The organism is Curtobacterium sp. MCPF17_011 (assembly GCF_003234145.1).
Classification (GTDB): Bacteria; Actinomycetota; Actinomycetes; order Actinomycetales; family Microbacteriaceae; genus Curtobacterium.
The window spans coordinates 1-13,235 of the sequence record NZ_QKSK01000003.1 but is presented as its reverse complement, the minus strand read 5'-3'; the positions used below and the strand labels follow the sequence as shown (position 1 = coordinate 13,235).

11 protein-coding genes and 1 rRNA gene are annotated in these 13,235 nt (G+C 70.6%); 2 read left to right on the top strand and 10 right to left on the bottom strand.

The features are described from left to right. The first annotated feature begins 21 nt into the window (after positions 1-21). Together DEJ25_RS04480 and DEJ25_RS04475 are read left to right on the top strand one after the other, a co-directional pair. Entirely contained in the window at positions 22-1,059 is a 1,038-nt protein-coding gene (locus DEJ25_RS04480; protein WP_111043922.1) for an LLM class flavin-dependent oxidoreductase, read from the top strand. Positions 1,060-1,179: 120 nt separating this feature from the next. After that, complete coding sequence (locus tag DEJ25_RS04475) at positions 1,180-1,635, top strand: DUF2510 domain-containing protein (RefSeq protein WP_111043921.1); 456 nt, start codon at positions 1,180-1,182, stop codon at positions 1,633-1,635. Between the two features lie 31 nt (positions 1,636-1,666). Here DEJ25_RS04475 and arfB read toward each other — a convergent pair whose 3' ends face one another. The 10 genes from arfB to rrf form a co-directional block, all read right to left on the bottom strand. Next, positions 1,667-2,089, bottom strand: a complete 423-nt coding sequence (gene arfB / locus DEJ25_RS04470) for an alternative ribosome rescue aminoacyl-tRNA hydrolase ArfB (RefSeq protein WP_111043920.1) — start codon at positions 2,087-2,089, stop codon at positions 1,667-1,669. A 38-nt stretch (positions 2,090-2,127) separates the two neighbouring features. Further along, the gene (locus DEJ25_RS04465; RefSeq protein ID WP_111043919.1) at positions 2,128-3,120 is read right to left on the bottom strand and encodes a site-specific tyrosine recombinase XerD; all 993 of its coding nucleotides are present in this window, start codon (positions 3,118-3,120) and stop codon (positions 2,128-2,130) included. Between the two features lie 40 nt (positions 3,121-3,160). Then, positions 3,161-3,730: an NUDIX hydrolase gene (locus tag DEJ25_RS04460; RefSeq protein ID WP_181421607.1), complete on the bottom strand. Its 570-nt coding sequence runs from the start codon at positions 3,728-3,730 to the stop codon at positions 3,161-3,163. A 123-nt stretch (positions 3,731-3,853) separates the two neighbouring features. After that, the gene (locus DEJ25_RS04455; protein WP_111043918.1) at positions 3,854-5,566 is read right to left on the bottom strand and encodes a CTP synthase; all 1,713 of its coding nucleotides are present in this window, start codon (positions 5,564-5,566) and stop codon (positions 3,854-3,856) included. A 159-nt stretch (positions 5,567-5,725) separates the two neighbouring features. Beyond that, entirely contained in the window at positions 5,726-7,417 is a 1,692-nt protein-coding gene (recN, locus tag DEJ25_RS04450; RefSeq protein WP_111043917.1) for a DNA repair protein RecN, read from the bottom strand. Positions 7,418-7,563: 146 nt separating this feature from the next. Further along, positions 7,564-8,487 (bottom strand): NAD kinase, encoded by a 924-nt coding sequence (locus DEJ25_RS04445; protein ID WP_110904138.1) that lies wholly within the window; start codon positions 8,485-8,487, stop codon positions 7,564-7,566. Further along, positions 8,484-9,278: a TlyA family RNA methyltransferase gene (locus DEJ25_RS04440; RefSeq protein WP_111044083.1), complete on the bottom strand. Its 795-nt coding sequence runs from the start codon at positions 9,276-9,278 to the stop codon at positions 8,484-8,486. Before DEJ25_RS04440 ends, DEJ25_RS04445 begins: the two co-directional genes overlap by 4 nt. Positions 9,279-9,601: 323 nt before the next feature. Continuing rightward, positions 9,602-10,576: an HAD-IIA family hydrolase gene (locus tag DEJ25_RS04435; RefSeq protein WP_258366320.1), complete on the bottom strand. Its 975-nt coding sequence runs from the start codon at positions 10,574-10,576 to the stop codon at positions 9,602-9,604. Between the two features lie 31 nt (positions 10,577-10,607). Then, a complete protein-coding gene (locus DEJ25_RS04430; protein WP_111043916.1) occupies positions 10,608-11,495 on the bottom strand; it encodes a hypothetical protein in 888 nt (295 codons plus the stop codon). 1,393 nt (positions 11,496-12,888) lie between these two features. Further along, positions 12,889-13,005, bottom strand: a 5S ribosomal RNA gene (gene rrf, locus DEJ25_RS04425). Between the last annotated feature and the right edge of the window lie 230 nt (positions 13,006-13,235).

The window sequence follows — 13,235 nt, the reverse complement described above, 5'->3', positions numbered from 1 at the left end:
CCTCGACCCGGATGCGTTCGCATGCACATGACGAAGATCGGTTTCCTCTCCTTCGGGCACTGGCGTGACGTCCCCGGGTCGAAGGTCCGCAGTGGGCGCGAGTCGCTCGTGCAGGCCATCGACCTCGCGGTGGCGGCCGAGGAGGCGGGCGTCGACGGCGCGTACTTCCGCGTGCACCACTTCGCACCCCAGCAGGCCGCCCCCTTCCCCCTCCTGTCGGCGATCGCGGCCCGTACCAGCCGCATCGAGATCGGCACCGGCGTGATCGACATGCGCTACGAGAACCCGCTGTACATGGCGGAGGAGGCGGCGGCCACCGACCTCATCTCCGGTGGTCGACTGCAGCTCGGCGTGAGCCGGGGGTCACCCGAGACCGCCCTCGCCGGCTACCGCTCGTTCGGCTACGTGCCGGAGGCGGACGACGAGAACGGCGCCGACCTGGCCCGTGACCACACCACGGTCTTCCGCCGCGCGATCGCCGGCGAGCCGATGGCGAACGCGAACCCGCAGATGACCGGTGCGGTCGGGTCGCTCGCGATCACGCCGCGGTCCGACACCCTGTCCGAGCGCATCTGGTGGGGTGCCGGCACCCGGGCCACCGCCGAGTGGACCGCCGCGCAGGGCATGAACCTGATGTCGTCGACCCTGCTGACCGAGGACACCGGCGTGCCCTTCGACCAGCTGCAGGCGGAGCAGATCGAGCGCTTCCGCAGCACCTGGCGCGAGATGGGCTGGGACCACGAACCCCGGGTGAGCGTCAGCCGCAGCATCATCCCGATCATCGACGACGAGTCGCGCCACTACTTCGGCGTCCGCGCACAGGTGGAGGGGCAGGACCAGGTCGGGCACCTGGACGGGGGCCTCGCCCGGTTCGGCCGTTCGTACATCGGCGAACCCGAACAGCTCGTCGCGGAGCTCGCCGCTGACCAGGCCGTCCGGGCTGCCGACACGGTCCTCGTCACGGTGCCGAACCAGCTCGGGGTGGACTTCAACGCCCGGCTGCTCGCCGCCGTCAAGGACGTCTTCGCCGAGGTGGACGCCGCTCCGGCGGCGGTCTGAGGCGGGGCCGGGCATCCCGGTCCCCCCTTCTGCCGACACCCGGTCTGGGGCAGCGGCGTCGGCACGTGCCAGGTAGCGTCGAGAGGCACTGACGACACCCGCACACACCAGGAGTTCCCCGTGACGCTGCCGGCCGCCGGCTGGTTCCCGGACCCGCAGGACACCGCACGACTGCGGTGGTGGGACGGTCACGCCTGGGGCGAGGCGACCCGGGTGCTGCCCCGCGAGGCACCTGACCCGATCGTGTCCGTCCTCACCGCCATGCCCGCCGGACCGGCCTTCTCCGTCGAGGCGTCGGCCCGCGCCGTCGAGGCCCGCTCGTGGGCGTACGGCAGCACCGACCGACGGTTCTGCGTGTTCGCGGTCCTCGCCGTGGTGGCGGCGATCGTGTCCCTCGTGATGAACCCGTGGGGGCTCTGCAGCCTGCTCGGCATCGCCGCGGGCCTGATCGCGCTGGTGCGTCCGGGCGCGACCGGTCCCTGGCGGGTCGTCGGGCAGAGCGTCGGAGCGTCCGCGCTCGTGCTCGCCGTCGCGACCGGTGTCGTCGCCGCGAACGGGCACCTGCACCTGTTCTGAGCCCGGCGCCTGCCTGGCCGTCAGGCGTCGATCAGTCCTCCGACGGCCGCCGACGCTGCTGCTTCGTCGCAGACCGCTGCTGCTTGCCCGCCAGGCGGCGGCGTTGCGAGCCACGCGTCGGGCGGGTCGCGCGCCGTGGCGGGCCGGTCGGGGCGAGCGCGTCCCGCAGGAGTCCACGGAGCGCGTCGAGGGCGGCCTCACGGTTGCGCAACTGCGACCGCCGCTCGGACACCGTCACGGTGATCGTCCCCGCGGCCGTGCGCCGGGCGACCCGCTCGAGGATGCGCGTCCGCTGCTCGTCGCTGAGCACCGGCGACCCGGCGACGTCCCACGTCAGTTGGACGCGACTGTCGGACGTGTTGACGTGCTGGCCACCAGCGCCGGACGACCGCGAGAACCGCCACTGCAGTTCGGACTCGGGGATCGTCAGCCCCGGCCCCACCTCGAGGTCCATGCGCCCAGGGTCCCACGTTCCCAGCAGCGCCGCGATCCCTACCGCCGCGCCCGCGGGTGTGCCGTCTGGTACACGTCGCGCAGCATGTCCGCCGTCACCAGCGTGTAGATCTGCGTGGTCGCGACGCTCGCGTGTCCGAGCAGCTCCTGCACCACCCGGACGTCCGCGCCGCCCTCGAGCAGGTGCGTGGCGAAGGAGTGCCGGAAGGTGTGCGGTGAGACGTGCGCCGTCAGCTCGGCCCGGTCCGCAGCCGCCTGGATGACGAGCCAGGCGCTCTGCCGCGACAGTCGAGCGCCCCGCGCGCCGAGGAACAGCGCGGGCGTCCCGGCCCCCCGGGCGGCGAACACCGGCCGCGCCCGCACCAGGTACGCGTCGACCGCTGCCCGGGCGTAACTGCCGAGCGGCACGATGCGCTGCTTGTTCCCCTTACCGGTGACCCGCACCACGGAGACGTCGGTGTCCTCGTCCGCGACCCCGTCCACGTCGGCGAGCGTGGTCACGTCGTCGACCGAGAGGCCCACCGCCTCCGAGATGCGGGCACCGGTCGCGTACAGCAGTTCGAGGAGCGCCCGATCGCGCAGCTGCACGGGATCGTCGCCGACGACGGACCCGATCAGCCGCTCCATGTCGTGCACCGAGATCGCCTTCGGCAGGCGCATCGGGGCCTTCGGCGGGCGGACCGAGGCTCCGGGGTCGAGTGGCAGCCACCCCTCGCCGGCGGCGAACGCCGAGAACGAGCGCACCGAGCTGAGCATCCGCGCGACCGAGCGGGGCGCCAGCGGCCCCTCCGGTCGCGTGGTCAGGTACTGGACGAACCCGGCGAGGTCCGCTCGCGCCAGGCGTCCGACGTCCTCGAGCACGACTGCCCCGCCGGCACGGTCGGCCCCGGTGGACTCCACCACGGGCTGCGCACCGACCCACGCACCGAACGTCACGAGATCGCGCCGGTACGCCGAGAGGGTGTGCTGCGACAGGCCCCGCTCGATGGCGACGTGCCGCAGGTAGTCCTGCACGGCACGCTCGAACGGCATCACCCGACGAGGCTACTGCGGCGCGGGACGGCCGAGGTCGCTAGCGGCGCTCGGCCGCCTCCACCGCGAGCGTCGCCACGATGAGCGCCGAGTTGTGCAGGCGCCCCTCGAGGATCCCGGCCACGAGTTCGGCACGCGGCACCCAGCGGATCTCGATGTCGGCCTCCTCGGCCTCCCGCTCGAACGCGGACGAGGTCGCCCGCACGCCGGTCGCCCGGAACACCTCGATGAACTCGTTGCTCCCACCCGAGGACGTGTTGTACCGCACCAGGTGCTGCCAGTCGTCGGCCTCGACGTCGGCCTCCTCGGCCAGCTCGCGCTTCGCGGCGGTCAGGTGGTCCTCACCCTCGTGGTCCAGCAGTCCGGCCGGCAGCTCCCAGTCGCGCAGCTGCACCGGGTGCCGGTACTGCTGGATGACCAGCACGCGGCCGTCCTCGTCCTCCGCGAACACCGCGACCGCACCGGTGTGGTCGATGTACTCGCGGACCATGTCCTTGCCGTTGTAGTCGACGGTGTCGCGGGTGATGTCCCAGACCGCGCCCTCGAACACCCGCTCGGAGGCGGTCACGTGGAAGGAGGCGGATTCGTCGGCGATCGGTGCGTCAGTCACCTCGCCATCCTGCCCCACCGTGGTCGACGCGCGTACAGACCGGCGGATGACGGACGGGAGGCTCCCCACCAACTGGTGGGGAGCCTCCCGTCACACGCGTGGTCGCGACCGCGACCTGTCGGATCAGGCGACCGCTTCGGTCTCCGGGTCGAACAGGCGCGTCGACTCGTTGCGCTCGATCGCCGCACCGACGAGACCCGCGAAGAGCGGGTGCGCGCGGTTCGGACGCGACCGGAGCTCCGGGTGCGCCTGGGTGCCGATGTAGAACGGGTGCTCCGCACGGTCCAGCTCGACGTACTCCACCAGGGTGCCGTCGGGTGAGGTGCCGGAGAACACCATGCCGGCGTCCGCGATCTGCTCGCGGTAGTGGTTGTTGACCTCGTAGCGGTGACGGTGACGCTCGGACGCCTCGTCCGCGCCGTACAGCTCGGCGGCCAGAGAGCCCTCGAGGAACTTCGCCGGGTACATGCCGAGGCGCATCGTGCCGCCGAGGTCACCGCCAGCGATGATGTCGACCTGCTCGGCCATCGTCGCGATGACCGGGGTGGAGGTCTCCGGGTCGAACTCGGTGCTCGACGCGTCGAGCAGGCCGGCCTCGTGGCGGGCGTACTCGATGACCATGCACTGCAGACCGAGGCACAGGCCGAGCGTCGGGATGTTCTGCTCACGCGCGAACTTCAACGCACCGAGCTTGCCCTCGATGCCACGGATCCCGAACCCGCCCGGGATGCAGATGCCGTCGACATCGCCGAGGTTCTTCGCGGCGCCCTCGGGAGTCAGACATTCATCCGAGGCGACCCACTTCAGCGTCACCTTGGCGGTGTGGGCGAAGCCACCGGCACGCAGCGCCTCGGTCACCGACAGGTACGCGTCGGGCAGGTCGATGTACTTGCCGACCAGGGCGATCGTGACGGCCTTCTTCGGCTCGTGCACCGCGGTCAGCACACCGTTCCAGCGAGACCAGTCGACGTCGTGCGCCTCGAGGCGGAGGGCCTCGATGATGACCTGGTCGAGACCCTGGTCGTGCAGCATCGTCGGGATGTCGTAGATGGACGGGACGTCGACCGCGTTCACCACGGCGTCCTCGTCCACGTCGCACATCAGTGCGATCTTGCGCTTGTTCGCGTCCGAGACGGGGCGGTCCGAGCGGAGCACGAGGGCGTCCGGCTGGATGCCGATCGAGCGGAGCTGCGCGACCGAGTGCTGCGTCGGCTTCGTCTTCTGCTCACCCGAGGCCGCCATGAACGGCACCAGCGAGACGTGCACGAAGAACACGTTGTTCCGACCGAGCTCGTGCCGCACCTGCCGTGCCGCCTCGATGAAGGGCTGCGACTCGATGTCACCGACCGTGCCACCGACCTCGGTGATGATGACGTCGGGCTGGGGGTCGTTCTCGGACTGCTCGCGCATCCGACGCTTGATCTCGTCGGTGATGTGCGGGATGACCTGGACGGTGTCACCGAGGTACTCCCCGCGACGCTCCTTGGCGATGACCGTCGAGTAGACCTGCCCGGTCGTGACGTTCGCCGACTGCGCCAGGTCGATGTCGAGGAAGCGCTCGTAGTGCCCGATGTCCAGGTCCGTCTCGGCGCCGTCGTCGGTCACGAAGACCTCGCCGTGCTGGAACGGGTTCATCGTGCCCGGGTCCACGTTGAGGTACGGGTCGAGCTTCTGCATGACGACCTTGAGGCCGCGTGCCGTGAGCAGGTTGCCGAGGCTGGCCGCCGTCAGGCCCTTGCCGAGAGACGAGACGACCCCGCCGGTCACGAAGATCTGCTTCGTCACCTTCGGGGTCGCGTTCGAAGAATTGGTTCCGCCGCTGAGAGTGTCCGCCACGGGATTCCATCGTACGTCAGAAGTGCCGGGAGGCGCGACCCGCGTTCGCCGGGCGCGTTGCGTCCGGGGTGTGCTCGCCGGGGCGGGGCGTCCTCGTCGGGGCGGGGCGGGGCGTGCTCGCCGAGGCGGGGCGTGCCTCCCGGCTGTCGTGCCGGAGGGTCATGCGGAGCGGCCGGCGACCTCGAGGAGTTCGCGTGCGTGTTCCATGCCGCTGGCACTGTCGCCGAGTCCGGAGAGCAGCCGTGCCATCTCCTGCAGGCGGTCGTCACCCTCGAGGCGGCGGACACTCGACGAGGTCACCGCGCCGCTGGCGTCCTTGACGACGTTGAGGTGGTTGTTCGCGAACGCCGCCACCTGAGCCAGGTGCGTGACCACGATGACCTGCGTCCGTTCGGCGAGCGCCGCCAGGCGCCGACCGATCTCGATCGCCGCGGCACCACCGACGCCCGCGTCGACCTCGTCGAAGACGAAGGTCGGGACGGTGGTGCTGCCGGCCATCACGACCTCGATCGCGAGCATCACGCGTGAGAGCTCCCCGCCGGACGCACCCTTGCCGATCGGCCGCGGGTCGGTGCCCGAGTGCGGTTGCAGCAGGATCGCGACCTGGTCGCGCCCGTGTCGCCGGAACTCGCCCGCGTCGGTGACCTCGACCACCAGGGTCGCACCGGCCATCGCGAGGCTCTTCAGCTCCGCGGTGACCCGCTTCGCCAGGTCCGTCGCCGCCTTCGTCCGTACCTTCGTGAGCGCAGCGCCGGCCGCCTCGAGCGCTGCCCGGTCGGCCTCGACCGCCTGCTGCAGCTGCACGATGCGGTCATCGTCGCCGTCGAGCTCGAGGAGTCGGTCGGACGCCCGCTGCCCCGCGGCGATGACGTCCTCGACACTCTCGCCGTACTTCCGGATCAACCCGGCGAGCAGTGCCCGGCGTTCGTTGATGAGCTCGAGGTCGTGGCCGGCCTCGGGCTCGAGGGAGCCGATGTAGCTCGACAGCGACGCGGATGCCTCGCTCGCCTGGATCCCCAGCTCGGTGAGCTGCTCGAGCACGGGCTGCAGTGCCGGGTCGACGCCCGCGACGCGCTCGATCGCGCGTCGGGCGGACTCGACGAGACCGATGACGTCCGGACCGTCGAGGGACTCGCTCGACACCGCCTCGTGCGCCAGGCCTGCGGACAGCCGGAGGTCCTCGAGGTTCCCCAACCGCTCGGCACGGTCGGCGAGCTCGGTGTCCTCGCCCGGCTGCGGGTCCGCCGCCTCGATCTCGGCCGAGGCCTCACGGAGGCGCCCGGCCTCGGCGAGCCGCTCGTCGCGGTCGCGAGTCAGCGTCTCGAGGTCACCGGCGTGCTGCTGCCACGCGTCGTACACGGCGACGTACTTCGCCAGGGCCTTCTCGACCGCCGCGCCGCCGAAGCCGTCGAGGGCCGCCCGCTGCGCCACCGCGGAGGTCAGCCGGATCTGGTCGGACTGTCCGTGCACGGTCACGAGCTGGTCCGCCAGTTCGCCGAGCACCGCGACCGGAGCGCTGCGGCCGCCCACGGTCGCGCGGCTGCGGCCCTCGGCGGAGACCGTGCGGGTCAGGATGAGTTCGCCGTCCTCCACGGTCCCACCGGCGTCCTCGACCCGCTCGGCGACGGCCGCGTGGTCGGGGAGTTGCCAGCGTCCTTCGACGACGGCGTTCGGCGCGCCGCGGCGGACCGAGCCGGCGTCGGCACGGGCACCGAGGAGCAGGCCGAGCGCGGTGACGATCATCGTCTTCCCGGCGCCGGTCTCCCCCGTGACGACGGTGAAGCCGGGGCCGAGCTCGAGGGTGGCGTCGCCGATCACGCCGAGGTCGGAGATGCGGATTTCCTCGATCACTGGATGTGCTCCTGCTGCTGGTTCACGTCGTGGTGCCGGTGCTCGTGCTGGTGCCGGTGCTCGTGTTCGTGCCGGTGGTCGTGCTCGTGGGGGTCGGTCGTGCTCGTGGCCCGTGCGGGACCGGCCGGTGCGGCTGGACGGCCGCGTCACACGTCCTCGTCGTCACGCTGCGGCCCGCGCCACCCGGCGACCGGAAGTCGGAACTTCGCCACCAGACGATCGGCGAACGCGGCGTCCTTGATCCGGGCGACACGCACCGGCTCCGGGGACCGCCGCACCTCGACCCGAGCGCCGGGAGGCAGATCGTGCGTCCGCCGCCCGTCGCACCACAGCACACCCACACCGCTCGTCCGGCGCAGCACCTCGACCGCGAGGACCCGATCCGGTCCGACCACGATCGGACGGGAGAACAGGGCGTGTGCGCTCAGCGGCACCATCAGGATCGCGTCGACGTCGGGCCACACCACGGGGCCGCCGCCGGAGAAGGAGTACGCGGTCGAACCGGTCGGGGTCGAGAACACCACACCGTCGCACCCGAAGGAGGACAGCGGCCGACCGTCGACCTCGGTGACGACCTCGAGCATGCGCTCACGGGACGCCTTCTCGACCGTCGCTTCGTTGAGCGCCCAGCTGGAGTAGACGATCTCGTTGCCGACGACGACGTCGACCTGCAGGGCCACGCGCTCCTCGACCTTGTACTCGCCGGTCAGGGCGCGCTCGACCGTCTCGGCCAGGCCGTCGCGCTCGCTCTCGGCGAGGAAGCCGACGTGGCCGAGGTTGACGCCGACGATCGGGGCCTTGGTGCCCCGCGCCAGTTCGGCGGCGCGGAGGATCGTCCCGTCGCCGCCGAGGACGATGACGATCTCGATCTCGTCAGGACGGACGTCGACGCCCAGGATGTCGACCTGACCGACCGACGCTTCGGCCCGACGGATGTCGGCGTACTCGTCGAAGGGCATCACCGGGGTCACGCCGGCATCGTGCAGGATGTCGCACACCTCGACCGCGGCGTCGATCGAGTCGCGCCGTCCGGTGTGCGAGACCAGCAGGATGTGTCGTTCGTCGCTCATGGAGCTCCCTCCGCCAGTTCCGTCGCCCGGAGGATCCATTCTGTCGGGTTCTCCCCGGCACCTCGCTGGAGACGCGCGAGGTACTCGTGGTTGCCGTGGGTACCGACGATCGGCGACGGTGCCAACCCCGCCGTTCCGAGGCCCAGGTCCCACGCAGTCCAGAGGACGTTCATGAGCGCGTCCTGGCGCAACGACGCATCCCGGACGATCCCTTCACGGATGCCGGTCCGACCGACCTCGAACTGCGGCTTCACCAGGAGGACGAACTCGTCGGCCTGGACCGCCTCGACCAGTGCGGGCAACACCATGCGGAGGCTGATGAACGACAGGTCCCCCACCACCAGGCTGGTGCGCTCCGCAGCGGGGTCGAGGGCCAGGTAGTCGGCGCTCGTGAGGTTCCGGGCGTTGACCCCCTCGACCACGACGACCCGGTCGTCCAGGGCGATCACCGGCGCCAGCTGACCGTGACCCACGTCCAGGGCGATCACGCGCGCGGCTCCCCGTGCCAGCAGCACCTGTGTGAACCCGCCGGTCGAGGCGCCCACGTCCAACACGGTCCGGCCGTCCGGATCGACGCCGAATGCATCGAGCGCGCCGACGAGCTTCAGCGCGGCGCGGGAGACCCACTCGTCCTCGGCGTCCACCACGATGTCCGCGGAGGCGGTGACCGGGGTCGAGGCCTTCACGACCGGGACCCCGTCGATCGTCACACGACCGGCTTGGATGAGGGCGGCCGCTGCGGTCCGGGAGCGCGCCAGACCCCGCGCCGGGATCGCGGCGTCGAGGCGCATCGTGCCGACCGGCGTCGTCACCGGGTCCACGGCGGCGTCGTGGTCAGACACGAGCATCCCCGCCCTGTTCGAGTCGGGTCCGGAGTTCGTCGTGCAGCGCTGCGAACGCGTCCGCGCGGTCAGCCAGTGGAAGACGCTCCACCTCTACAGCTCGGCGCCCGACGCTCTCGGCTTCCTCGGTCGCCGCTCCGCTGCGAGACCCACCGGGAATCGATCGCGATGGCCCGGGGACAGCCTGAGGGACCGCTGGCACACCGCCCGACGAGGCCGGGAGGGCAGAGCCCGTCGCGTCGTCCGTCCGGGCTGGTTCCACGCCCGACACGCTACTCGCCGCCGTACAGCGCCGGGTCCACGTCGAGGCCGTAGATCGCCAGGCCGGAGTCCCAGATCGCGGTCGCGCCGGCGCGCAACAGGTCCATCTCGTCCGGTCCCACCTGTTCGGCGCGGACGACGTGCCCGCGCATCGAGACGGTCGACTCCCCCACGGTGACCCGACGGGTGCCGTCCGGGTCCTCACTGCGGATGGTCACCGGGTACGGCTCGTGCAGTCCCCGGAGGTCCTTGAGCACGTACGTCGGCCGCGAGCGCTGATCCGCGGCCAGGACCTGCTTGGGCTGGTCGATGCCGGTGAGCACGAGCACGCTCGGGATGCCGGCGTCGTTCGCGCCCTTGATGTCCGTGTCGAGACGGTCACCGATGAACAACGGTCGTCCGCCGCCGAACCGTGCCAGGGCGGCGTCGAAGATCGGTCGCTCGGGCTTCCCCGCCACCACGGGCATGCGACTGACGGCCTGGTGCACGGCCGCGACGAGGGTGCCGTTGCCGGGCGCGATGCCGCGCTCGACCGGGATCGACCAGTCCATGTTGGTCGCGACCCACGGCACGGAGGCATCCGCCAGCGCGAAGGACGCCTCGGCCAGCTGCTGCCACCCGAGGTCCGGCGAGAACCCCTGGATCACCGCTGCGGGGCTGTCGTCCGCACTGTCGGTGACCACGAAGCCCGCCTGCTCGACGATCGTCGTGAGTCCCAGCCCACCGATCACCAACACGGTCGAACCTGCCGGCACCAGCGTGGCGAGCAACCGCGCCCCCGCCTGCGAGGACGTCACGACGTCGTCAGCGGTGACCTGGAGCCCGTACCGCTCGAGGTGCTCGGCGACGTCCACCGGACGGCGCGAGGCGTTGTTGGTGATGTAGCCGACGCGCGCCGACGCCGCCGCCCGGGTGAGGGCCTCCACGGCGTGCGGGATCGCGTTCCGACCCCGGTAGACGACACCGTCGAGGTCCGTCAGGACCACGTCGATGCCGTCGACCGGAGTGCGCGGTGACTCAGCCGGCTGCGGAGCCGTCGATGTCGCGGGGGTTGTCCTCGTCGATCTCTCCGGGCTGGTCGGCGGCGTCGTCGGTGTCGTCGTCGAGGTCGTCGTCCCCGAGGGTGCTGACGTACCCGTTGCCCGGCTCGGCGTCGCCGAGTTCGGCGTCGTCGAGTTCGACGGACTCGTCGTCTCCGGATTCGTCGTCCTCGGATCCGTCGTCCTCGGACCCGTCGAACTCGTCGACTTCGATCGCTTCCTCGACCACATCCACTGTCTCCCAAGCATCGTCTTCAGCGGCTTCCGCGAGGGCTTCGGCCGCGCGGTCGACACGGGCCCACCACTCGTCGGCCTCGTCCTGGCGACCGAGCTCCTCGAGCGTGGCCGCGTAAGCACTGTAGAGCGCCGGCGACCAGCTGTAGGCGGTCGAGGGGTCGAGCTGTGGAATCTCCAGCTCACCCAGCGCGGCTGTGGGGTTCCCGAGGTCCAGCCGAGCGCCGGACATCGCGATCGCGAGTTCGACCTGCACCGGCGTCTCGAGTGCGGCGCGGTCGACGGAGCGCCCGAGCTCGAGTGCACGCTCGGGGCGCCCGAGGCCACGCTCGCAGTCCACCATCATCGGGAGCTGGTCGTTCCGACCCGAGATGCGTCGGTACGTGCGGAGCTCACGGAGGGCCGTGGCGAAGTCACCCAGGCGGTACGCCGTGATCGCCGCGGTCTCCCGGACGACGGCCACCCGGCCGGCACGCCGGGCTGCGCTCAACGCGTGCTGGTTCGCTTCTTCCGGGTCCGAGTCGACGAGCAGCGCCGCGGTGACGAGGTGTCGCGCGACCCAGTCGGCGTTGTCCTTGCTGAGTGTCTTGAGCTCAGCACGAGCGGCGGGGTGGAGGTCACGCGCATCCACTTCCTCCGGGATCTCCGGGTCGTCGTGGCGCGGGCGGATCGATCGGGTGCCGTAGGGGTCGCGGTCTTCCCAGTCGTCACGGGCTGCCTCGCCGAAGCGCGCTCCGGCCGATCGGTTGCCGTCGCCGAAGCGCTTGCGTTCGGCGCCACCATCGCGGGTCGGACGGTCGTCGTTGCCCCGGAACGGCCGGTCGTTGCCGCCACTGCGGAACGGGCGGTCCCCGTCCCGGCGCGGACGGTCGTCGCTCCCACGGAACGGGCGGTCGTTGCCGCCGCTCCGTACGGGACGATCTCCGTCACGACGGGGACGGTCGTCGCTCCCACGGAACGGACGATCACCATCACGACGCGGACGGTCATCGTTCCCACGGAACGGACGATCGTTGCCGCCACTGCGGAACGGGCGGTCTCCGTCACGGCGCGGACGGTCGTCGCTCCCACGGAACGGACGGTCATTGCCACCGCTGCGCACCGGACGATCACCATCACGACGGGGACGGTCATCGTTCCCACGGAAGGGACGATCACCATCACGACGGGGACGGTCGTCGTTCCCACGGAACGGACGATCACCATCACGACGCGGACGGTCATCGTTCCCACGGAACGGACGATCACCATCACGACGGGGACGGTCATCGTTCCCTCGGAACGGACGATCGTTGCCGCCACTGCGGAACGGGCGATCTCCGTCCCGGCGCGGACGGTCATCGCTCCCACGGAACGGACGGTCATTGCCACCGCTGCGCACCGGTCGATCCCCGTCACGACGGGAACGGTCATCGTTCCCACGGAACGGGCGGTCTCCGTCCCGGCGCGGTCGGTCATCGTTCCCACGGAACGGACGATCACCATCACGACGCGGACGGTCATCGCTCCCACGGAACGGACGATCACCATCACGACGAGGGCGGTCGGATGCGGGCCGGTCCGAGCGCCACGAAGGACGATCGTTCCGAGCGCCACCATCGCGGAAGTCACGGCCGGCCGGCCGGCGGTCGGAGCTCTCATCGCGAGGACGATCACCGCGCGGAGCACCACGTTCCGCGCGATCGCCTTCACGACGCTCGAAGTCGCGAGGACCAGACGACCAACGACCGCTGTCGCCTGCACGTCGCGATCGATCCGGACGGTCTCCGTCTCGGCCGTCTCGTCGCTGTTCGTCGTCGTTCGCCACCGTTGCTCCTCGTCGCGTGCCGATGACTCGTGTCTCGGCGATCGTCCGCTGTGTCGTTGTGTAGATGAAGCACCCCGGGCCGTGTGCTCCACCCAGTCCATCATGGACGGGAAGCAGAGTCGACCTCGAGCGCCCCTGATGCAACAGAAAATGGCCATCGGCCCTCACGAGAGCTGTTGCTCTCGATGGAGGGCCGATGGCCACATCATGAAAAGAAGTCCGGCGGCGTCCTACTCTCCCACAAGGTCCCCCTTGCAGTACCATCGGCGCTGAGAGGCTTAGCTTCCGGGTTCGGAATGTGACCGGGCGTTTCCCTCTCGCTATGACCACCGGAACACCATCGACCCGATCAATTCCGGATCAAACAGGTTCCAGCCATCCCCCACCAACGGATTGGTGCCTGCAACCCGCAAAACGGATTGTCGACACCCCACACCGGTGGGGTAGCTGAACTATTCAGTTTGATTCCCGATCGTCTGTCGGGAACCACAAAGTGGACGCGAGCCCCAACCCCCGAAAGGGTCAGGAAAAAAGTGTGTGTCAAGTCTTCGGCTTATTAGTACC